This is a genomic window from Pseudomonas caspiana (assembly GCF_002158995.1).
Classification (GTDB): Bacteria; Pseudomonadota; Gammaproteobacteria; order Pseudomonadales; family Pseudomonadaceae; genus Aquipseudomonas; species Aquipseudomonas caspiana.
The window spans coordinates 67,533-89,134 of the sequence record NZ_LOHF01000025.1 but is presented as its reverse complement, the minus strand read 5'-3'; the positions used below and the strand labels follow the sequence as shown (position 1 = coordinate 89,134).

The following is a 21,602-nucleotide window of genomic DNA, read 5'->3' as shown; positions in this document are numbered from 1 at the left end:
GCTGATTAAGCGGAGTACAGCAAGATATGGGCCACATTCAGTCAGACACAGGACATCCAGGTGGAATCAAGGATGCGCGGTAAAAAACTGGCGTTCGGCGTCGAATAACCGACGCACCGTGGAATACTCAAGATCCAGCGCTGCCAATAGTTCGCCAAGACCGGAGCTGTCTGCGCGGCGACTGCGCTCCTCAAGCTCTCGACACAAGTCGGCCAGCCTGAGTGCGCCCATATTGCTGCTGCTGCCTTTAAAGCTGTGAGCCAGCATGCTCAGTTCCTGCAGGTCGAACACCGACGCTCCCATAAGCTGACGCAAACGGGAGATGCGATTTTCAGAGTCGGTGAGGAACACATCAAGGAGCGTCGGGTATTCGCCTTCCATGACTTCCTGCAACGTCGTCAAAACGCTGTAATCCAGATGAACTACCGACACCTTGCTCACTCCCTGATCAAGTATCCGGAGGGTTATGCCTTTTCCCCCCAGCAGAATTCCACGCTTGCGGTCCGGCCGTCGTTAGACCACGAGGCCTCTTCAGTCAACTCCCGCACCAGCGCAAGACCGCGACCGTACAACTCATCGACTACCGGCGGCAATGCAAGAATTGTATCAATGTTGAAACCGTGACCGCTGTCCTCCACCTGCACACTCAAACGACCACCTGTGCCCAGCGCAATGACCTGAAAATGTATGCGGATGAAGCCATCATTCAGCGCCGCAAGTCGCTCCGCCCGTTGCTGATAATAGCGGGCAAATCCAGATGCGTTACTTTTCAGTTTTGAGTCCAGCCCCAAAACGCCATGCTCCAGTGCATTACTGTATAGCTCCGTCAGCACGCTATAGAGCGCACCACTCTGATGGCGCAAACCGTGCACTTCCAGCAACAACTGCAGCAGGTAGGGCAATGGATTGAAGCGCCTGAGGGTTGACGCCCTGAATTCAAACGTCGATGACCAGTCCAGCGGTGTGGAGGTGCCGCTGTCAGAATAGGTCACTGTTTGCGGCCCGAGCTCTGCCTGCTCGACGGCAATGATTTCCACCATGCTGACGTCATCACGAGCTTGCCCGCCAAACGCATTCAGCGCTTGCTCAATTTCTGTGATCAAGCGCTGCGGCTCACGATTGGCCGCAAAGACTTCATGCAGACGCTGCACGCCGAACAACTGCTCTGTGCTGTCGCTGGTATCGATCACGCCATCGGAGAGCAGAAATACTCTGTCACCCAGCGCAAACGGATAAACCTCGGTCTGATAATCGAAAGATGCCGAGTCAAGCACGCCAAGAGGCAGATGCCGGGACACCAATGGAGTGCGCTCGCCGGTCGCGGCACGGAGCACATACCCATCGGGCAGGCCACCATTCCAGACCTCGAATTGCCGCTGCCTGAAGTTGACACAGAGCATCGTCGCGCAACAAAACATATCCACTGGCAAGATGCGCTTGAGCTTGGCGTTCATCTCGCGCAGGGTTTCGGCCAGACCGTAACCCTTGGCGGTCATGCCGTAGAACACTTCAGCCAGGGGCATCGCGCCAACGGCGGCCGGTAAACCATGCCCCGTGAAGTCGCCGAGCAACAGATGCATGTGCCCGGCGGGCGTGTAAGCGGCCAATAGCAAGTCACCATTGAACAGGGCGTACGGTGACTGCAAATAGCGGATATTAGGCGCATCCAGGCAGCCGGAATGCGCTACCTGATCGAACACTTCTTTGGCCACCCGCTGCTCATTGAGCAGGTAATCATGATGGCGGGAAATCAGATCACGCTGCCTGAGGACGGTTTCCTGCAGCAGGCGCAGGCGGTTCATGGCATTGATTTTGGCCGTGAGCACCGTCTGGTTGTAGGGCTTGGCGATGAAATCATCGCCCCCGGCGTTCAGACAGCGGGCCAACGCTTCACCCTCGGTCAGCGAAGTCAGAAATATGATGGGCACCAGCGCCTCACCCGCCAGTTCCTTGATCCGGCGCGCGGCCTCAAAGCCATCCATCACCGGCATCATGGCGTCCATCAAAATCAGTTGCGGCCGGTAAGACTCAAATAAAGCGACAGCACTGGCACCGTTATCAGCACACAACACACGATGCCCTTGACGCGCCACGATAGTGGACAGCAGGAGGCGATCACTGGCGTTGTCGTCAGCGATCAGGATGCACAGGGACTCACCGGTGGGTTGCAAGGGGTTGACCGATATGGAACAGCTTCGAGAAATTGGAGATGGTCAGGATGGTAATGACATCAGGGCTGCAATTGACCAGACTGATGCGCGAACGCTCACCACCCGCGTGGTCGCGCAAAAGCAAAAGCATGCCCAGCGCCGAGCTGTCGAGGTAGTTGGTCCCGCCTAGATCGACGACATAGCGCAATTCACTGCCCAGGTTCTCATAGGCTGCACGGAAATCCTGATGGGAAGCGAAATCGAAGCGCCCAGATATGAAAATAGTCAGTTGCTGACCATCAGAGGAAAACTCAGAAGTGACCGACATGTAAAATTCCTGAGAGAGACGTGCGTCACGCAATAAAGGTTTAGCACTGGCTGGTGATGTCTGCAATTTCTCTGTGGAACTGCGCTTACCCACAATAAGGCTGAACTCAATTCACTTTAGAGCGCATCAAACCTTATTGTCGAAATGCCGCCCAGACCTAGCCAGGTCTCCCACAGAGAAATGCATAACGGTTCAGTAATGTGCAGCGAGCTCGAACCCGGTCCCGCTGTTAAAACGGCGCATGCCTGGGCAGACGCTGGGATAATTCATCCAGCAGCTTTTGCTCACGCTTGTCTTCAAGCTGGCGGGCTTCATCGATGTAGCGCTGGACCAATTTGCGCAACCCTTCCACACGCGCATAAGCCTGCTGCCAGGTGGCGCGCGCTTTATCGACGTTATCCTGATGCCAGGCCAGGCTTCTACGCTGCTGATCGACAGCGGTATCCAGCTGGGTGAGAAACCGCTGATAGCCCATCAGCCATTGCCCGGAAACACCATGGGCGCCCTTGTCGATCCATTGCTGCTGATAGTCCAGGCGAAACTGCTCCAGATCGTTGAGCTTGCCTTCAGCGATGCGCACCTGACCTTGAAAATGCCCCAGACTCTGGGCAGCCTTGCGCTCTGCGTTTTCAGCCATGTCCACCACGGGAGCCAGGCGCGCTGCGCGACTTACGGCCATGACTTATCAGCCACCCGCTGCCGGATTGAACACAGCGGCCAACTGCGCACTGCTGTTTTCCATACTTTCATTTTCATTCAGCCCTTGGCGCAGGTAGCGCACCAGTGTTGGCTGCAAATGAATAGCCAGGTCTGTTTCCCGATCGCCGCCCGGCACATAAGCACCCACGCTGATCAAATCCCGACTTTGCTGATAACGCGACCACAGCTGCTTGAAATGTTGAGCCTGATTCATGTGATCCGGCGTCACTACCGCCGGCATGACCCGGCTGATCGACGCCTCGATATCGATGGCGGGGTAATGCCCCTCTTCTGCCAGCCGTCGGGACAATACGATGTGACCATCGAGCACCCCTCGCGCGGAGTCCGCGATCGGATCCTGCTGGTCATCACCTTCCGACAGCACGGTATAAAACGCAGTGATTGAACCACCGCCCGCCTCGGCATTACCGGCGCGCTCCACAAGTTTAGGCAATTTGGCAAATACTGATGGCGGATAACCCTTGGTCGCAGGGGGCTCGCCAATAGCCAAAGCAATTTCCCGCTGAGCCTGGGCAAAACGAGTCAGGGAATCCATAAGCAACAGCACATTCTTGCCCTTGTCGCGGAAATACTCGGCGATGCGTGTGCAATACATGGCGGCCCGCAAACGCATTAAAGGGGCATCGTCCGCAGGGGAAGCGACGACCACTGAGCGTTTGAGCCCTTCCTCACCGAGGCTGTGCTCGATGAACTCTTTAACTTCTCGACCCCGCTCACCGATCAGGCCAACGATGATGATGTCGGCTTCAGTGAAGCGAGTCATCATGCCGAGCAAAACGCTCTTGCCGACACCTGTACCAGCGAACAGACCCAGACGCTGACCACGGCCAACCGTCAATAATCCGTTGATACTGCGAATGCCCACATCGAGGGGCTGGCTGATCGGGTTGCGTTTGAGCGGGTTGATCGTCGGACCGTCCATGGGCACCCAGTCCTCAGCTTTCACCGCACCCTTGCCGTCCAGCGCCCGACCGGCACCATCAAGTACCCGACCCAGCATGGCCATGCCCATGGGCAAGCGGCCGGTATCCACCAACGGCACCACTCGGGCACCCGGTGCCAGCCCGGCCACGCTGCCTACGGGCATCAAGAAGATTTTGCTGCCGGAAAAGCCCATCACTTCGGCTTCAACTTCAACCGGGTGGTGACTGTCGTCATTGATCACCACACAGCGACTGCCCATCGCTGCGCGCAAACCTTCGGCTTCCAGCGTCAGCCCCACCATCCGCAGCAAGCGGCCCTCAACAACAGGCTGAACGGGCAACTCGACGTTTTCGGCATAGGAGCCAAGACGCTTGCCGAAGCTGGTGCGATCAAGGCGCATCGGATTTCTCGACCTCTGAGCTGGCAGGCGCGGTCGCGGGCGCAGATGTCTCTAACTCCAGACTGAGGTCTGGAGTGGCCGGATGCAGCGACTGCTCGTGCATCTGGTCGTACATTTTGGCAATGGCCAGCGTCAAGCGAGTCTCGATGCTTGCATCGATCCGGCTGTGCTCGGTTTCAATCCGGCAGCCACCGGCCTGCAGCGTGTCATCCTCAACGATGCGCCAATTTTCTTCATGGCGTTCGCGCAGCGCTTTCACCAGTTCGAAATCCTGTGGATTGATGAAGATCCGCACATTCGAAGCACCCATGGGCAATAGCTTGAGCGCGTCGCGCAAAACATTGCCAATCTGTCGGGAGTCGGTGGTCAGTTCACGCTGAATGACCTTGCGCGCAATGTGCTCGACCAGATGGATCACCGACTGCTCGATTTGCTTGTCTTGCTCGGCAATCGGATCGAACAATTGGGCCATCAGCACTTCAAGGCTCGCAAGCTTGCCCTTCAGCGCGACTTCAGCCTCTTGGCGAACCTTGAGCTGCGTACTGTGAAAGCCTTCTTTCTCGCCAGTGGCAAACCCTTCGTTGTAGGCCTCCTGACGGATGCTTTCCAGCTCTTCGAGGGTCAGTGGCTGAACTTCTTCCAGCGGCACTTCTTCGATCGCATCAACCGGCTCTTCGATGACCGGTTCCGGCTCGGGTTCAGGCTCTTGATACGGGTCAAAACTGGGCAGCGACCACACGTCAAAACCGCCGACGTCCTTGGCGCGGATAAGCTCGCTGACCGGTTCTTTGTTGGAGCTGGACATGAATAGTGCCTTAGAGTCTGTGTTGTTTCAGCGCAGGCCGCGTGGCCGGGCGATTGTCGCCCAGCCAGACGGTGGACACCGGGAAGAGCCTCCCCGGTCAGTTTCTCCGACGGAACGTCAACAGACTAGATCATTTCCTCGCCACCTTTGCCGCCAAGAACGATTTCCCCGGCCTCGGCCATACGGCGAGCAATCGTGAGGATTTCTTTCTGTGCGGTTTCCACGTCGCTGACGCGGACCGGGCCCTTCGCTTCCAGGTCGTCGCGCAGCAGCTCGGCCGCACGCTTGGACATGTTCTTGAAGATTTTTTCCTTGATCGCCTCGTCGGAACCCTTGAGGGCCAGTACCAGCACGTCCGAAGAAACCTCGCGCAACAGCGCCTGGATTCCGCGATCGTCCACGTCCGAAAGGTTGTTGAAGACGAACATGAGGTCTTCGATCTGCGTCGACAGATCTTCGTCGACTTCGCGGATCGAATCCATGAGCGCGCCCTCGATGGAGCTGTCGAGGAAGTTCATGATATCTGCGGCACGCTTGATACCGCCCAAGGTCGTACGCGACGTATTGGCGTTGCCGGAGAACTGCTTCTCGAGAATCTGGTTCAGTTCTTTGAGTGCCGCTGGCTGCACGGTGTTGAGTGAAGACACCCGCAGAATAATATCCAGCCGCACCTTGTGGTCGAAATGCCCGAGAACTTCACCCGCTTGGTCAGCATCCAGATAAGCAACCACAATGGCTTGAATCTGCGGGTGCTCGAAACGGATGACGTCAGCCACAGCACGTGGCTCCATCCATTTCAGGCTGTCCAGACCACTGGTGTTACCACCCAGCAGGATCCGGTCGATCAAGCCGTTGGCCTTATCTTCGCCCAATGCCTGCGTCAGCATTTTGCGGATGTAGCCATCAGAGCCGACACCCAGGCTGGTCTGATCGCCAACGATCTCGACGAACTCAGTCATCACCTCTTCGACTTGCTCGCGATGCACGTTACGCATCTGCGCCATCGCAACGCCTACCCGCTGAACTTCCTTGGGCCCCATGTGGCGCAAAACCTGCGCCGCATCGGTTTCGCCCAGAGAAAGCAGCAATACGGCGGCCTTTTCAACTTTGCTCAGTTTGGCTACGACGGCTCGATCATTCATCAGTGTTAATCCACTCTTTCACAACCTGGGCCACACGACCCGGGTCTTCGGCCACCAAGCTCTTGATTGCGTTCAGCTGTGCGTCATAACCCTCGGTCGGGCTAGGCAGCAGAATACTTTGCGGACCACCCAGGCTGACACGGTCATTGGACAGCTCGTCAGAACCACCACCGCCCATGCCACCGAAGCCACCCGCACCGTCGTCAAACCCGGCAAGCTCTTTGCTCTTGCCGTTGGTGATGTTGTTCAGCACCGGACGCAGTACACCGAAAACCAGAACCAGGATGAAGATGACACCCATCGCCTGCTTGACGATGTCCCAGAACCACTGCTGCGAGTAGAACGGAATATCCGGAATCAGCTCGGCCTGCTCGGCAGAGAACGGTACGTTGACAACGCTGACACTGTCGCCACGGCTGGCGTCAAAGCCGACAGCGTTCTGTACCAGACGCGTGAAGCGATTCAGATCTTCGGCGCTCCATGGCGTACGGGTCGTCTCACCGTTGGCCGGGTTGATCTTGACCTGATCATCAACCACCACGGCAACCGACAGGCGATTCAAACGGCCCTGCTGCTGCTTGGTGTGGCTGATCGAGCGGTCCAGCTCAAAGTTTTTCGTCGACTGCACACGCTTGTCAGCCGGGTATGGCGCCAAGGCAGGCTGGCCCGTGGCCGGGTCCATGATCTGCTGACCGTTGGCATCCAGTAGAGGTTGGCCCGGAGCAATCGCTGCGGCAGCACCCGCTGCACCAGCGCCGGCAGTTTGCGGTGCGGTTGCCGGTCCTGGAGGCTGGTTGCTCAAGGCTCCCGGCACACCTGACGGTCCCGAACTGCTGGAGCGTTGTTCGTTGACCGACTGCTCGCTACGCAATGCAGGCTGATCAGGGTTGAAGCTTTCTGCAGTGGACTCGACAGCACTGAAGTCGACGTCGGCAGACACTTCAGCCTTATAGCGATCAGTGCCCAGCACTGGCCGCAGGATGTTCTGTACACGCTGAGTCAACATGCCTTCCATGCGACGGGCATAGTCAAACTGCTTGCCCGCCATGGTCAGCTCGGAATTTTCCGCCTGATCGGAGAGCAAGTTGCCTTTTTGATCGACCACGGTCACTTGCGACTTGGTCAGCTCGGGAACGCTGGTAGCCACCAGATTGACGATTGCCATGACTTGAGCAGGCTCAAGCGAACGGCCGGGATACAACTCAACCAGAATAGAAGCCGTTGGCTTGCGATCATCGCGAACGAACACCGAACTTTTCGGAATCGCCAGGTGCACACGCGCACCCTTGATGTTGTTCAGGGATGAAATTGTCCGCGCCAGCTCACCTTCCAGACCACGACGATAGCGGGTCGCTTCCATGAACTGACTGGTACCCAGCCCCTGGTCCTTGTCGAGGATTTCAAAACCGACATTGGCGTCAGTCTGGGCAATACCAGCGGATGCCAGCTGGATGCGCGCTCGCTGTACGTCATCAGCCTTGACCAGCAATGCGCCGGAATTAGGCTCTACGGTGTAGGCAATATTGGCCGTAGTCAGAGTGTCCATGACCTGCTTGGCGTCCATACCGGCCATGCTGCCGTACAAAGGACGATAATCAGGTTGCTGCGACCAGAGCACCACGGCAAAGCCGATGGCCACGCTGGCAGCCAGGCCGACCATAAGGCCAACCTGACGCAGCATGGTCATCTCAGAGAGGTTTTCCAGGAAGGCCAAACCAAACAACGGTTTGCCCGCAGGAGCGCCTGCTTTGGCCGGAACGCTATCGGCGAGTGTTTCTGCCATGACTCAATACGTCCTTAAACCGGCATCTGCATGATGTCTTGGTAAGCCTGAACCAGTTTGTTTCGAACCTGGGTCAAGGCTTGAAAAGACACGCTGGCTTTCTGCGACGAAATCATCACGTCGGTGAGGTCCACGCCGCTCTTGCCAATTTCAAAGGCACTGGACAACTGGCTCGACGCCTGCTGAACGTCATTGACCTTGTTGACGGCCTGGCCAAGCATGTCGGCAAAGCTGCTAGAGCCAACTTCCGGCGTAGCGGCAGCCTTAGGCGCAGCCATGGCATCCATCTGCATGGCGCGCATGTCCAACATCAAGCGATTAAATTCAACACCTTGGCTCATGGACGTTTCTCTCATAAGGGCCGCAAATTTTTGACACCGAGTCAGCGGTCATTAATGTCAAAGCAACAAGAGTGCCAGCTACATAGAAGCAAATGGCCATCAATGCGCTTTAATCTGTGAGTCAGTTACGCCAAACCTTGCTTTGAATCAGCATGGGCTGACCTGAACCCGTGAAAATTTAAAACTGCAAAACCGAGCCGCGACAAATTGTCGCAAGTCGAAACCCGCGCACCCGGGAAAACAAAAAAGAGTCTCAGGTCGCAAACAAATACGCTTCCACATCCATACCCGCATCACGCATTTGCGCCAGCTTGTAGCGCAATGTCCGGGGGCTGATACCCAGCCGCTCGGCAGCCTCTTTACGGCGGCCACGCTCAGCGCGCAGCGTATCGATGATCATCTGAAATTCGCGCCGCCGCAGGTCATCTCCCAGAGCGCCTGCCGAATCCCCGCTCGTCAGCTCCAGCGGAGTCGCAGCAGCGCCTGAAACAGCGGCGCCGCTGGCACTAGTGCCCGGCGAAGCCACAGGCGCGGCTGCATAGACCACCGGCCCGGTGAGGCAAAAGTCCTCAGCTTGAATCACGCCACCCTGCTGCAGAATCAGCGCTCGCTGCACAGCGTTATCAAGCTCCCGGACATTTCCAGGCCAGGCATAACTCACCAGACAAGCTTGCGCCTGCGCAGAAAGCCTGACAGCAGCGTGCTTCATTTTATTGGCATGCTTGGCCAACAATCGCTCGGCCAGCGGCAGAATATCGGCAGTCCTTTGACGCAGCGGCTGCCACGCCAGAGGGAAAACCGAAAGCCGATAGTACAAATCTTCCCGGAAGCGCCCCGCCGCCACTTCACCGGCCAGATCACGGTTAGTCGTGGCGACGACTCTGATATCGAGGAGGATGGGCTTCTTGCCACCGACTCGCTCCACCTCACGCTCCTGAAGCACACGAAGCAGCTTGGCTTGCAAGCCCATGGGCATTTCGGATATCTCATCGAGCAGAATAGTGCCGCCATCGGCTTGCTCGAACTTGCCCGCCTGAGCGGCGATAGCACCGGTAAAAGAACCTTTCTCGTGCCCAAACAAGGTTGCTTCAAGCATGTTGTCGGGAATGGCCGCACAGTTGATGGCAATGAACGGCTTGTCAGCCCGAGGTGAGTGCTGATGAATAAACCGGGCCAGCACTTCTTTGCCAGTTCCGGACTCACCTGAAATCAACACGGTCGAATCGCTTTTCGCCACTCGACTGGCCAGATGGAGCAACTGCGCGCTGGCAGGCTCGACGGCGACAGGGCCATCGCTGCCTGCTGGCTCCAGACGACCGAGTGCATGGCGCTCAACCAGCCCCAACAAAGCCTTGGGTTCGAACGGTTTGACCAGATAATCGGCCGCCCCATGACGCATCGCATCCACCGCCCGCTCCACTGCACCATGGGCCGTCATCAACAGAACCGGCAGCTGTGGATGACGCTCGCGCAGCAACTTCAGCAGCTGATGCCCGTCCATACCTGGCATGTTTACGTCACTGATCACCAGACCGAATGACTCATCGGCGGCAGCCAGCAGCGCATCTTCCGCGCAGCCAACCGCGCGATAATCATGCCCTGCCAACTCAAGGGTATCGCCCAGCGCTTCTCGCAATGAACGGTCATCCTCGACCAGCAATACCTTGATCGCCATCAGCAAACTTCCCTTGAGCCGGGTGCCGGGATCAGCGGCAACGTGACAATCGCGCAAGTACCGCGTCCCACCCGGGACTGGTACCGCACTCCGCCCTGATGCGCGCGGGTAACAGCGGTCACAACCGCCAGACCAAGACCGGTTCCCGTCGTTTTAGTCGTAAAGAAAGGCTCACCGATTCGCGCCAGCGCCGCCGCATCAATGCCGCTGCCATTATCGCTGACGCACAGCCTCAACACATCGCCACGCGCGTAAGCATGGATTTTCAGACGCGTGCGACCAGCGCTGGCCTGCACAGCATTCTCGACCAGATTGAGTAACGCCCCGACCAGCGTGTCGCGATTGCACAATAGCTGGCCCTCAACACTGTCACATTGCCAACGCACAGACAGATCCTGCGTTTGAGTGTGCGCTGCAGCCTGCAGCGTCTCGAACAGCTCGACCGGCGTTATGCGGTCTGTCAGCGGCAACTCGCCACGGGCAAAGACCAGCATGTCGCGGACCTGATGCTCCAATTCATGCAGGCGCTCCTTGAGCCGCCCTGCAAAACGTTGCTGGGTTTCCACCGGCAACTGTTGCTCTGTCAAATGACTGGCGTAAATCAGTGCGGCAGAAAGCGGCGTGCGAATCTGATGAGCCAGCGAAGCTACCATTCGGCCCAAGGACGACAAGCGCTCGTGACGGGCAAGCTGCCCTTGAAGACGACGGGTTTCAGTCAGGTCGTTAAGCAAAACCAGTTGCCCGGGCTCAGCATCCAGCGAGCGCGTGGAAATGGACAAACGACGCCCATCCTTGAGGGATATTTCGTGACCGTCGTCTTCACGCGGCGCAAAGCAGCGGCTGATGACATGCCGCCAGAGCTCACCCACCAGCGGTTGGCCGAGCAGATCCACCGCCGCCGGGTTGGCTTCGCGTACGACACCCATGGCATCGATAACAATTACGCCACCCGGCAGCAGGTCCAGAAGGTTCTGCAGTCGGAACGCCAGCCGCTCTTTCTCCGCCAGCTCCTGCATACGCTGAGCACTGACGACTGCCAACTCGCCCTTGAGCTCTGTGACCCGCGCCTCCAGCAAGCTATAAGAGTCCGTCAGCTGCGTAGACATCTGATTAAACAGCTGAAACGCCTGTTCGAGCCCCTGACGACTTTCCAGCTCGAGGGACGGCGGCACGTGAAGTGCGGGACCAGAAGAAATCTGCTGAGCGGCCTGGGACATAGATATTCTCTCGCGTGGCGAACCGTCATTAAAAACGGTATGTTCCGGGAGACTTAGCAATCCTCGTGCCGAAAAAAAAGCCCCTGATAATTCAGGGGCTTGGCTTTATTCAGACAGCGTGCGCGTCAATCATCCGCCTGTTCATCGCCATCGCGGCGCGTCATGCCGTATTTACGCATCTTCTCAACCAGCGTGGTTCGGCGGATTCGCAACCGCTCAGCGGCACGCGCCACGATGCCGCTGGCATCGTCCAGCGCCTGCTGAATCAAACCTTGTTCAAGGCCACCCAGATAATCCTTGAGGTCGAGCCCTTCAGGCGGGAGAACAGCGCTGTTGGCGAAGTTTGGCGTGTGCCCATTGATCGCAACGCGCTCTTCGAGATCGCTGCGGATACCTTCGACCATCTGCTCGTCTTCGTCATCGACATAACGGAATTTCTTCGGCAGCTCCGCAACGCCAATCACACCATACGGATGCATGATTGCCATACGCTCAACAAGGTTGGCGAGCTCACGGACGTTACCCGGCCAGCCGTGGCGGCACAGCGACATGATGGCTGCGGAATTGAAACGAATCGAACCGCGCTTTTCGTGCTCCATGCGCGAGATCAGCTCATTCATCAGCAGGGGAATATCTTCGACCCGCTCACGCAGCGGCGCCATCTCGATAGGGAATACGTTCAGACGGTAGTAAAGGTCTTCCCGGAAGCTACCGATCTCGATCATGGTCTCGAGATTTTTGTGCGTGGCAGCAATGATCCGAACGTCGACACTTTGCGTTTTGTTACTGCCAACGCGCTCAAATGTGCGCTCTTGAAGAACCCGCAGTAACTTGACCTGCATCGGCAGCGGCATGTCACCGATTTCATCCAGGAACAACGTGCCGCCGTTAGCCAGTTCGAAACGCCCGGCACGACTGGTGATCGCCCCGGTAAAGGCGCCCTTCTCGTGACCGAACAATTCGCTTTCAAGCAGCTCCGCAGGAATAGCTCCGCAGTTGACCGGCACAAAGGGTGCGTCACGACGTTTGGAGTGATAGTGCAGATTGCGCGCGACCACTTCCTTGCCGGTCCCGGACTCGCCAAGGATCAACACACTGGCGTCGGTGTCAGCAACCTGCTGCATCATCTGCCGGACATGCTGAATGGCGCGACTGGTACCCACCAGGCTGCGGAAAAGGTTGGGTTCGCGATGACGACCGCGCTCACGCGCCTGGTCATACATCTCGCGATAGACCTGAGCCCTGTGCAGGGAATCTAGCAGCTTGCTGTAGCTCGGCGGCATCTCAAGGTTCGAGAGCACACGGCGACGCAAGTCTTCAGGAAGCTCGACGGAAGAAGAATTTTCTCCCAAAAGCAAAACAGGAAGGAACTCATCCCATGCAGCGACGGTCTTAAGCAGTCCTTGAAGGCTGCCCGGAGAATTAACGGTGCCAACAAGCACGCACAACACTTCGCGTGTGGACGTAAGAGAGCCAACAACCTGCTGCCAATCCTGGCTGGAACAGGCCAAATTTTCTTCGCCAAGAAAATTCAGAATTACCGCCAAATCACGGCGGCGCTGGCTGTCGTCATCGATCAGGAGAATCTTGATTTCACGCCACATGCAATAGCAACTTCCCTAGTCAACTCAGTGCCCATACATGGGGCAGCTTGGTATCTCGGCCACTTCTTATACCGAGCACCAGAAAATAGTAAACATCGCTAGTTAAGTCAAAATACCGTAAACAGTCAAATTTATGGCGTAAAGCATATTTTGACCAACCGGTCACGAATCAAACAGATGGTAAACCTTTGCTGCGTTCTTGGCTTGGGTGATTTGCGTCATTTCGTCGACAATCGCCTGACGCTCGCCCGTTGCAGTGTCAATCAGCTGCCGATACACCGTCAATAACTCTTCCAGGTTATTACGCAACTCCGGCTCATTAGGCGTATCTTCGCTAATAACGTCCTCGACACAGGCACGACAGGCCAGGTCCAGCTTGCCAATGGTTTCCCAATCGCGCTCAGCCAAGGCGCCAACCAGCGCTTCGCGAGTTTCTTCGATACGCTTGAGTGCAGCACTCATGTCAATATCCTCAGTACAACAGCTTCTTATTGATTTTGTTGATCAGCAATTGCATCCCAGCCTTCCTTGACTGTGATCAGTAAACCTGCAACTTCATCCAGCATCTTTGGATCATTCTTTACATTGGCTTCAGCCAGGCGCTTCATCATGAAGTGATAAAGATTATCCTGATTCCTCAGTGCGTCAGTCGGATCCTTGTCCAGATCCAGCCCTTCGCGCAGACCGCCAACAATACCGATGGCCTTGCTGATGAAGATGCCTTTACTGGCAATATCCTTGCGGGCCATTGCGCCTTTAGCCTGGGCAATACGGTCAAGACCGCCTTCCATCAACATTTGCACAAGGCGATGAGGACTGGCTTCAGAGGTTTGAGCCTGAGAGCCAATCTTCTGGTATTGCCGCAACGCTAACATCGGATTCATAAATAACCTCGTATCAACTCCAGGACCACATACTCAAGCTATCGACGCCACGTCAAAAAACTTTAGCGTAAAGCAAAAACCCGACACGGGGTCGGGTTTTTGAATGTCATGTCAATTACGACGCATTTTTCTGCGCATTCATTGCCTCAAAGATCGAGGTAATGCTTGAGGCCGTTGCTTTGAGCTGGCCTACGACAAGGTCCATGGCGTTGTACTTTTTGGTCAAAGACGCGGTGAGCGATTCAACTCGACGATCCAGTGCGGCCTTTTGGTTAGTCAGATCATTTTGAGTCTTGGTCAGCTGAGTGGTCTTGGTTGCCAGAATACCGCCAGTCTTCAGGTAAGGATCGATTGCCTTGCCAATCCTCGCCAGTAGCCCGGTGTCGCCTGAGAACAGACTCTGGACCTGACCTGCAAGTTTTTTGTCGTTCATCGCAGCGGTGAATTTTGTGCTGTCCATGGACAGTGTCCCGTTGCTCTGAGTAGTGATACCCAGTTGCGCCAGGGAACCCAGACCGCTGTTGGTGGTAGCAGTCGCGAGCTGGTTACGAATGGCGGAAAGCATCCCGGCAGCGGTCGAATCACCGGTCAGTTCGGCAGGAGCAAAGGTGCCATCAGCGTTGGTGGAACCCTTGGTCAGACTCGTGACCAGGTTGACCAGCGTGTTATAGGACGTCATGAAAGTGTTGAGCGAGGTCTTCAATCCATCAGTGTTGGTGGCCACGGTAATGGTTGAATAAGCCGCGCTGCCATTAGCACCTGCGGTCAGAAGATCAAAGCTCAAACCAGAAATCGCACCGGAAACGGTGTTGCTTTTACTGGTTATAGCGAGACCGTCAACGGTGAACTCCGCATCCCCGGCCACTGCAGAAATGGCACCGGCGCCCTTGACGCCACCTACGGTGGTTTCTGCCATGGTTTTGGTGCCGTCAATATCCAGCAGCGAACCGACATTACCGCTGCCGGTTACCGAAATGTCGCTGCCCTTGCCGGTGGTCGTCGAGCTAAATACCAGACGCGAACCATCAGCATCGGTGATGATGTTGGCGCTCATGCCTGCGGTCTGTAGCTGCTTGTTGATCGAGTCCCGAGCATCCTGCAGCGTCCCGCCCTCGGCGAGCGTAACTTTGTAATTAGTGCCATTTTGACTGATGAGCAACTCACCACTCGGAATGGCACTGGTCTGAGCGGTTGTAAGCGCAGCGGTGGCAACCTTGGAGGCCGTCGCCAGCTTGTTAACACCAATAGTATAGGTGCCGTTGACTGCAGTGTTGTTTGCAGTTGCTTTGACTACCGTATCGGCAGACGATGTTGCGGCATAACCCAGAAATGCAGGCGTAGTGGTGCTATTCAGGGTTTTCATTGCATCCTGAAGTGCAGTCAAAGCCGATTTAAGCTTTGCAACGCCCGACAGGGAATCATTGGTCTTGGCGGTTTGCTTGGTGATCTGGTTCTCTTTGGCTGCCTTGTCCGAATCAACCAAAACCTTGACGATGTCACCGATATTCAGGCCGGAACCCAGACCTGTACTAGCAGAAATTGGACTTGCCATGTGCATCTCCCTTCAAGAGTATTGCCGGTCTTTTGACCCGTTAGCGGCCCATCGGACCTGCAACAAGTTTCGTGCCAGTTATCAGACTTCAGCCCTGAACAACAAGCTACCTGCATCACTCAGGCTCTCGGCGAGCTTCAACACTTCCTCATTCGGAATCTGTCGAACCACTTCACCAGAATAGCTTGCGATAACTTTGACCACGACCTTGCCAGAGGATTCGTCGACTGAGAATTCGAGATTACGCTTGACCGACTGGAAGAATTTTTGAATATCTTCCGCAGCAGCCTTTACCCGCTCATCATCCGGCGCCTGCCCCTGTTGCTGCGAACCTTTACTTTCAGCCGAAGCAGAAACGCCTGCCACTGAAGTTTTCTCTACCGGTTTATCCACAACCACAGACTGCGGTGCCGGTTGAGCGGCAGGATAAGACAGGTTCAGCTTTACATTCATATCCATAACCAAAACCTCTGAAAGTAAAAAGGCGAGAGAGCACGAAACGCACCCCCCCGCCAAAGCTCATGCCGTTATTACTGAAGCAGTTTCAGTACAGCGGAAGGCAACTGGTTGGCCTGAGCCAGAACCGAAGTAGAAGCCTGTTGCAGAGTTTGTTGCTTGGTCAACTGAGCAGTTTCAGCAGCGAAGTCGGTATCTTGTACACGACCCAGTGCAGCACTGGCGTTTTCGTTGATGTTTTGCAGGTTGGAGATGGTGCTGGTCAGACGGTTTTGTGCAGCACCGAGGTCAGCACGAGTGGCGTTGATGGTCGACAGAGCCGAGTCGATTGCAGCGATTGCAGCAGAGAAGTTGGTTTCTGCAGTATCGCTGTCGGAACCGACGATGGTGATTGCCGAACCGACACCCAGGGTGCTGGCGTCGAAGCTGGCGCTCAGAGTCAGGGAGATCTGGTTCGAGTCGCCGCTGTTGGAGCCAACCTGGAAAGTCATGGTGCTGGCAGTACCGTCAATCAGGTTCTTGCCGTTCAGGTTGGTGCTGTTGGCGATACGGGTCAGCTCTTCACTCATCTGAGTGAATTCTTTGTTCAGAGCGTCACGGTCGTCTGCGCTGTTGCTGTCGTTACGGGACTGAACAGCCAGTTCACGCATACGCTGCAGAATGTTGGTCGACTCTTGCAGAGCGCCTTCAGCAGTCTGAGCGATCGAGATACCGTCGTTGGCGTTTTTGATCGCCATTGTCTGACCGCGGATCTGCGAAGTGATACGGGTAGCGATTTGCAGGCCGGCAGCGTCGTCTTTAGCGCTGTTGATTTTCAAGCCCGAGGACAGACGAGTCATCGAAACCGAAAGGGCGTCAGATGCCTTGCCGAGGTTCTTTTGAACGTTCAAGGATGCAACGTTGGTGTTTACTGTTAAAGCCATGATGAATTCCTCGTTGGTTGAGTACTGCGGGCTTCCGGCCCCTGCAAGCGCCGGGTGTGCCTAGAGAACCTTCGTAATAGTTATCGTCGCGGTTGCAACTTGCTTGAGGACTTTTTTGAAAAAAATTACTAGCAGACGGCCACCCCCTGTAAAACAAGGGCTTAGCGCGGGACCCACGAAGAAATGACGCCAGAAAATCACCGCACTGAGGGGCGTTTGGTGCATTCATCAATGAAACAGCAACCAGAAGCAATTTATAACGCGCCTGCAGGATTGCCCTGCCAGCATGGCTGCCGACTAAACAGTAGCTGAATAAATCGCCTGCAAAAAATGAAGCGAAGCGCAAACTCTGACCTGAAGGCGCTGACGAACAACACCAGGCAGCGAAACGACTACGGGGTAAATCAGGAGGACTGGATTTGCTTGATAAGAGCAGCGTGAGGCAAGTAACGCAGCGGCCCGTCAGGCAAACCGCTACGTCACAGCTGATGCGCTCGCTCAGCCTTTATAAATAATCGCCGAGCCCCACGACAGACCCACACCAAAGCCACTCAAGGCAACGCGTGTCCAGGTTGAATCCAATACATGCTTTTCGAGCAGCAGCGGGATACTGGAGGAAACCGTGTTACCTGTCTCGACCATGTCCTTGAGAAACTTCTCGGGCTTGTCTTCAAAGCGACGCGCCACGGCATCGACGATCGCTGCACTGCCCTGGTGAATACAAAACGCGTCGATGTCATCAGGTTGCAAGCCTGACTCGGACAGCAACTCGTGCAGATGCGCGGGCACTTTGAGCAAGGCAAAGTTAAAGACCTGGCGGCCATTCATGAAGAACACGCCGTTGCTGACCTTCAAATGGGGCGCACCGGAACCGTCAGTGCCGAACTTGGCTTTGCCCAGTTTCCAGACAGCATCCTCCCCCATCCAGGTCGCTGTGGCGGCATCACCAAACAGCATGGTGGTATTACGATCTTCAGGGTCAACGATCTTCGAATAAGGGTCGGCAGTCACCAGCAAGCCATTCTTCAAGCCAGCTGCTTCCATGAACCCTTTGATCGCGTAGATACCGTAGACATAACCCGAGCAACCCAGGGAGATATCGAACGCTGCGACGTTGGTCGACAGGCCCAGTTTGTCCTGGACGATAGCTGCGGTATGAGGCAGCCCCTCTTCATCACCGTTCTGCGTCACGACGATCAATACATCAATACTTTCACGGCTCAGCTGCGGGTTATTGGCCAGCAGTTTGTTGACCGCTTCGACGCAAAGGTCGGAAGTCTCCTGACCTGCGTCTTTGCGCGGCAGGAAGGTGGAGCCGATTTTGCCAAGGATGAAATCTTCATCCTTGTCGAACTTGGCACCCTGAGCGTAGTTATCCACGCCAGCCGTGGGCACGTAACTCGCTATGCTTTTTATGCCAATCATCAGGGTTTCCCGATTAGTAAACAGTTCAATATTCGTCCCACAAAGATCAGGGCACTACCAAAAGAGGTCATTTGCGGACATTTTCAGGGCGATGGGCACGTTAAGCAAGCCGGACGCATGGCTGTGCCCTTAACACAATAAGGTGAAGATGCACTTTATGACCCGCAGGTCACTGCGTTCAGCATGCTATGTGATTTTTTTGTGTTTTGAAAAAGCATCTTTCATTGCGCACAAGGATCGCCAGGACAGCGAAATGCGCAGATATACGGGGCCGACGCTAGTCACCGACCCCGTACAGAAGGTTCTAGAATGCGCCCAGCGTAAAACCTGTACCGTTCAGGTCAAGATTACTGTTGTAGGCCTCATCCTGCGCAAACTGCGCTGACCATTTGCCTTTCAAGGCACTCAACGCCTCACTACCAGCGCGCACGACACCGTGATGAATCACCTGAACATGAGGCGTCCAGACAGTCAGATAACCGGCTTGTCCTGCTTTCAGGCATAGGTCGACATCATTCAACTCTTCGGCGAACACACCTTCATCCAGCCCGCCTAAGGCCTCGTAGAGTTCCTTGCCAATCATCAGACAGGCTGAAGACACCGCTGAATAATTCTGCTCGACCACCAGACGTTGCATATAGCCCCTGGCGCTTTTCGGCTCGCCGACAAACGCTGAGCCGACACCACCATTGAGCCCCAGAATCAAACCGGCCTGAGTAATGGTGCCTTTCGGATCAATCAGCCGACATCCAACCACGCCCACTTCAGGGCGTTGCGCCTGATTAAGCAGTGATTCGATCCAGCCCACGTTGACGATCTGGCTTTCAGCATCCAGCAGAATCAGATACTCACCGGTGGCTTGCTGACTGACCAGATTGTGCAGAACGGCGGAACTCACCCGCTCGTCACTTCTGAACACTCGAACACGGCTGGAGGTCTGCTCTTGCTGGTCAAGCCATGCCGATAGCTGCGCAGAACTGCTGTTGTTATCACAGATCAAAACTTCGTATCGAGGATAACGAGTGCGCTGAAGAATGCTCAGCAGACAGCGTTGAAGCTCAGGCAGATTATCCCGACTCTCGAGCAGGATGGAGACCATCGGACGCTGTTTATGACGGTAATCTATCTTGTAAGTCCCTGGCAGCACCGAGCTGACTTCCGCCTGATAACCACGCTTACCAAGATGTCGCACAAGCGCCTTGTGCTCATCCTCATTGGTTTCAAGCTGGGGAGCGTCGCAGATCAGCACCGGCTCACTCAAGTGTGCCAGCCCGCTCATGCCGCCCTCCTCTATCAGGCGCAGCAGCAGATCGAACTCCAGAGCCTTCCCGGATTCACGGGAATAACCTATCTGCGCCACTAGCTCACGACGCACCAACCAATGACGAGCCATCAGCGCGGGCAGACTTTGCAGCAAATCAAGGTTGAAGCCCGGGCGCAAGGCATGAGCCAAGGTTCCATCTTCCTGACGATGAACCTCGTCCACGGCCACTGCGCGGCACTGCTCTGCGTCGATGAGTTCAATACTGGCCTGCAGCAGACCCGCGCTAGTGAATTGTTCCCCGGCCTGCGCCAACATCAGCCAGTCACCGCTTGCCTGCCTGGCGATCAGATTAATTTTGTCGATGTAATTGCTTTCCGTGACACGCACGAAATGCAGAGTGTTCTGGATCGTCGTTACTGCCGGCAATTCACCGGTGGTGAAAACAACGACTTTGAATGATCGGTAGTGACCATTGATCAAGCTGTCGAAGGTGGCTTGCAGTTTGAAAACGTCCGCATCCAGATCGAGCAGCAGTACGCAGATCTGTGCCCCCTGAGGATTTTTTGCCAGTCTGGCGCTGATTTTTTTCAGCTCGGCATCCTTCGGATTGCGCGAATCGAGCCAACGCAACAAACGGCCGGATTCCATGTCATGCAGCAGCTCACCGTTATCGTGGGCCGATAATGCCTGCAGCCGCTCAGACCACGCGGTCAGCACCTCAATCTCTTCTTCCTCACCGGCTGCCTTGATCAGTGCCTGAAGCAGACGCTGTAGAAGGCCGTAGTTGAAAGCGTAAATTCCATAGGCCTGCCAGAGGCGACTTAACAGGGGCTCAGCATCCGGATTGGTCTGAACACGGGTCAGTTCAGCCTGCTTGAGCAGCACTCCTTCAAGCTCTTTAAGTTGAACCGTGCCTGCCGGGATAGCGTGAATCAGAAACTCGATACGAGCCAGCTCGTCAAAAAAAGGCTGGTTGTAGAACGGCATTTCGATGAACTGTTGAGGCTCAAAGCGCGGCTCCGGGGCCTCGGCAGCCACGCTCCATTTAGAGCTGACAATTTTTTCTCCGGCCTGGAATGACTGACGCGCCAGTGAATCAGCCATCGCCTTGAAACCGGCCAAAATCTGCTCGCGAGTCAAGCTCGAAATACCGTCAAGCGTCGTCAACAGAAATTCGGCGAATGCCTGACGCTCGGCGCTGGCTTTGGGGTCAAGATGGTTGAGGGCCCCCTCCAGAGCGCTGCTGAAACTCAGTTGCTGCTGCCTGTCCTGAGCAAAATGCAGTGCGTACGGCATGGGCAAAATACGCACGCTGGCTGCGGCGGCCAAATAGCTCATGTAACCCACTTCCTGCCAGTGCAGCTTGGTGTCAGCAGGTACCGCAGTAAACCACTTCAACGCAAGATCGGTCCGCGTGACGGCATTCAACAGCGACAGGTTCTGCGCCAGAAAATCATGGACTCGCTCTTCATCCAGCGCTGACGAATAATCCTCGTCGACCTTGCGGTCCCGGCGGAAATAATCCACATGATTCACATGCGCACGGTAGCCCAGGCTGTAGCCCTGACACGCGCCATATCCATCATTGGTTTCAAGAAAACCCAGTGAGGCCTCGAGTGAATCCGCGATCAGAAAACTGTCGACGGTAGCAAACACCATGAAGGGGGTCTTAACTCTTTTGACGCCCTCGGCCACTTTGCTGCTCAAGCTCGTCCCGGCCAGGGCACCAAGGTGAGCATATTCAACCCCCTGCGAAGGGTCGTACTCCTTAGCGGGCTGGCGCGAGGTATCAAGAACAATCACCGCGAAGGGAAAGCCACTGTAGTACTTCAAGGCACGACGCAGGAAGTCCGGCTGATCCTCAGCCAGTAACACCAATGTCAGACGAGTGTTCAACGGTGCAGCTTCCTTCCCGATTTTGCTTTGCATAGCCTTTCCTATAGCGAACCAATGTCACCTTCAACTCACAGGACTTTTTATCCCGCGCCGAAGCAAGAGCGAAACACAGC

The 21,602-nt window shown here is 55.7% G+C and carries 19 protein-coding genes; all 19 read right to left on the bottom strand.

From position 1 onward, the window contains the following. Positions 1-66: 66 nt before the first annotated feature. The gene (locus AUC60_RS23040; RefSeq protein WP_087273237.1) at positions 67-381 is read right to left on the bottom strand and encodes an Hpt domain-containing protein; all 315 of its coding nucleotides are present in this window, start codon (positions 379-381) and stop codon (positions 67-69) included. Between the two features lie 83 nt (positions 382-464). Beyond that, positions 465-2,171: an ATP-binding SpoIIE family protein phosphatase gene (locus AUC60_RS23035; protein ID WP_087273214.1), complete on the bottom strand. Its 1,707-nt coding sequence runs from the start codon at positions 2,169-2,171 to the stop codon at positions 465-467. Next, positions 2,155-2,478 carry an STAS domain-containing protein gene (locus tag AUC60_RS23030; RefSeq protein ID WP_087273212.1) on the bottom strand — a complete coding sequence of 108 codons (324 nt, stop codon included), beginning with the start codon at positions 2,476-2,478 and terminating at the stop codon, positions 2,155-2,157. Before AUC60_RS23030 ends, AUC60_RS23035 begins: the two co-directional genes overlap by 17 nt. A gap of 229 nt (positions 2,479-2,707) precedes the next feature. Continuing rightward, positions 2,708-3,157, bottom strand: a complete 450-nt coding sequence (fliJ, locus tag AUC60_RS23025; protein ID WP_087273210.1) for a flagellar export protein FliJ — start codon at positions 3,155-3,157, stop codon at positions 2,708-2,710. 6 nt (positions 3,158-3,163) lie between these two features. Then, positions 3,164-4,522 carry a flagellar protein export ATPase FliI gene (gene fliI, locus AUC60_RS23020; RefSeq protein ID WP_087273208.1) on the bottom strand — a complete coding sequence of 453 codons (1,359 nt, stop codon included), beginning with the start codon at positions 4,520-4,522 and terminating at the stop codon, positions 3,164-3,166. Further along, a complete protein-coding gene (fliH, locus tag AUC60_RS23015; RefSeq protein WP_087273206.1) occupies positions 4,512-5,327 on the bottom strand; it encodes a flagellar assembly protein FliH in 816 nt (271 codons plus the stop codon). Before fliH ends, fliI begins: the two co-directional genes overlap by 11 nt. Positions 5,328-5,452: 125 nt before the next feature. Further along, positions 5,453-6,469, bottom strand: coding sequence for a flagellar motor switch protein FliG (gene fliG, locus AUC60_RS23010; protein WP_087273204.1), 1,017 nt, complete (start codon positions 6,467-6,469; stop codon positions 5,453-5,455). Further along, entirely contained in the window at positions 6,462-8,252 is a 1,791-nt protein-coding gene (gene fliF / locus AUC60_RS23005; protein ID WP_087273202.1) for a flagellar basal-body MS-ring/collar protein FliF, read from the bottom strand. Before fliF ends, fliG begins: the two co-directional genes overlap by 8 nt. A gap of 14 nt (positions 8,253-8,266) precedes the next feature. Further along, on the bottom strand, positions 8,267-8,593 hold the full coding sequence (gene fliE / locus AUC60_RS23000) for a flagellar hook-basal body complex protein FliE (RefSeq protein ID WP_087273200.1): 327 nt from the start codon (positions 8,591-8,593) through the stop codon (positions 8,267-8,269). 253 nt (positions 8,594-8,846) lie between these two features. Then, positions 8,847-10,268, bottom strand: coding sequence for a sigma-54-dependent transcriptional regulator (locus tag AUC60_RS22995; protein ID WP_087273198.1), 1,422 nt, complete (start codon positions 10,266-10,268; stop codon positions 8,847-8,849). Beyond that, the gene (locus AUC60_RS22990) at positions 10,268-11,485 is read right to left on the bottom strand and encodes a sensor histidine kinase (protein ID WP_087273196.1); all 1,218 of its coding nucleotides are present in this window, start codon (positions 11,483-11,485) and stop codon (positions 10,268-10,270) included. The genes AUC60_RS22995 and AUC60_RS22990 overlap by 1 nt, the downstream gene beginning before the upstream one ends. A gap of 125 nt (positions 11,486-11,610) precedes the next feature. Further along, positions 11,611-13,089 (bottom strand): transcriptional regulator FleQ, encoded by a 1,479-nt coding sequence (gene fleQ, locus AUC60_RS22985; protein WP_087273194.1) that lies wholly within the window; start codon positions 13,087-13,089, stop codon positions 11,611-11,613. Positions 13,090-13,251: 162 nt separating this feature from the next. Then, positions 13,252-13,551: a flagellar protein FliT gene (gene fliT / locus AUC60_RS22980; protein WP_087273193.1), complete on the bottom strand. Its 300-nt coding sequence runs from the start codon at positions 13,549-13,551 to the stop codon at positions 13,252-13,254. A 26-nt stretch (positions 13,552-13,577) separates the two neighbouring features. Then, the gene (gene fliS, locus AUC60_RS22975; protein WP_087273191.1) at positions 13,578-13,973 is read right to left on the bottom strand and encodes a flagellar export chaperone FliS; all 396 of its coding nucleotides are present in this window, start codon (positions 13,971-13,973) and stop codon (positions 13,578-13,580) included. A 115-nt stretch (positions 13,974-14,088) separates the two neighbouring features. Then, positions 14,089-15,525 (bottom strand): flagellar filament capping protein FliD, encoded by a 1,437-nt coding sequence (gene fliD / locus AUC60_RS22970; RefSeq protein ID WP_087273189.1) that lies wholly within the window; start codon positions 15,523-15,525, stop codon positions 14,089-14,091. Between the two features lie 81 nt (positions 15,526-15,606). Further along, positions 15,607-15,984 (bottom strand): flagellar protein FlaG, encoded by a 378-nt coding sequence (locus AUC60_RS22965; protein ID WP_087273187.1) that lies wholly within the window; start codon positions 15,982-15,984, stop codon positions 15,607-15,609. Positions 15,985-16,055: 71 nt separating this feature from the next. Next, entirely contained in the window at positions 16,056-16,904 is an 849-nt protein-coding gene (locus tag AUC60_RS22960) for a flagellin domain-containing protein (RefSeq protein ID WP_087273184.1), read from the bottom strand. A 498-nt stretch (positions 16,905-17,402) separates the two neighbouring features. After that, entirely contained in the window at positions 17,403-18,329 is a 927-nt protein-coding gene (locus AUC60_RS22955) for a ketoacyl-ACP synthase III (RefSeq protein ID WP_087273182.1), read from the bottom strand. A 304-nt stretch (positions 18,330-18,633) separates the two neighbouring features. After that, the gene (locus AUC60_RS22950) at positions 18,634-21,522 is read right to left on the bottom strand and encodes a TIGR00180 family glycosyltransferase (RefSeq protein ID WP_087273179.1); all 2,889 of its coding nucleotides are present in this window, start codon (positions 21,520-21,522) and stop codon (positions 18,634-18,636) included. Between the last annotated feature and the right edge of the window lie 80 nt (positions 21,523-21,602).

Coding starts and splice junctions, on each gene's coding strand:
- fliS (WP_087273191.1), bottom strand. CDS start 13,973: ATGAATCCGATGTTAGCGTTGCGGCAATACCAGAAGATTGGCTCTCAG.
- fliH (WP_087273206.1), bottom strand. CDS start 5,327: ATGTCCAGCTCCAACAAAGAACCGGTCAGCGAGCTTATCCGCGCCAAG.
- fliE (WP_087273200.1), bottom strand. CDS start 8,593: ATGAGCCAAGGTGTTGAATTTAATCGCTTGATGTTGGACATGCGCGCC.
- fleQ (WP_087273194.1), bottom strand. CDS start 13,089: ATGTGGCGTGAAATCAAGATTCTCCTGATCGATGACGACAGCCAGCGC.
- fliG (WP_087273204.1), bottom strand. CDS start 6,469: ATGAATGATCGAGCCGTCGTAGCCAAACTGAGCAAAGTTGAAAAGGCC.
- AUC60_RS22955 (WP_087273182.1), bottom strand. CDS start 18,329: ATGATTGGCATAAAAAGCATAGCGAGTTACGTGCCCACGGCTGGCGTG.
- AUC60_RS23040 (WP_087273237.1), bottom strand. CDS start 381: ATGGAAGGCGAATACCCGACGCTCCTTGATGTGTTCCTCACCGACTCT.
- AUC60_RS22965 (WP_087273187.1), bottom strand. CDS start 15,984: ATGGATATGAATGTAAAGCTGAACCTGTCTTATCCTGCCGCTCAACCG.
- AUC60_RS22990 (WP_087273196.1), bottom strand. CDS start 11,485: ATGTCCCAGGCCGCTCAGCAGATTTCTTCTGGTCCCGCACTTCACGTG.
- AUC60_RS23030 (WP_087273212.1), bottom strand. CDS start 2,478: ATGTCGGTCACTTCTGAGTTTTCCTCTGATGGTCAGCAACTGACTATT.
- fliT (WP_087273193.1), bottom strand. CDS start 13,551: ATGAGTGCTGCACTCAAGCGTATCGAAGAAACTCGCGAAGCGCTGGTT.
- fliJ (WP_087273210.1), bottom strand. CDS start 3,157: ATGGCCGTAAGTCGCGCAGCGCGCCTGGCTCCCGTGGTGGACATGGCT.
- AUC60_RS22960 (WP_087273184.1), bottom strand. CDS start 16,904: ATGGCTTTAACAGTAAACACCAACGTTGCATCCTTGAACGTTCAAAAG.
- AUC60_RS22995 (WP_087273198.1), bottom strand. CDS start 10,268: ATGGCGATCAAGGTATTGCTGGTCGAGGATGACCGTTCATTGCGAGAA.
- fliD (WP_087273189.1), bottom strand. CDS start 15,525: ATGGCAAGTCCAATTTCTGCTAGTACAGGTCTGGGTTCCGGCCTGAAT.
- fliI (WP_087273208.1), bottom strand. CDS start 4,522: ATGCGCCTTGATCGCACCAGCTTCGGCAAGCGTCTTGGCTCCTATGCC.
- AUC60_RS22950 (WP_087273179.1), bottom strand. CDS start 21,522: ATGCAAAGCAAAATCGGGAAGGAAGCTGCACCGTTGAACACTCGTCTG.
- fliF (WP_087273202.1), bottom strand. CDS start 8,252: ATGGCAGAAACACTCGCCGATAGCGTTCCGGCCAAAGCAGGCGCTCCT.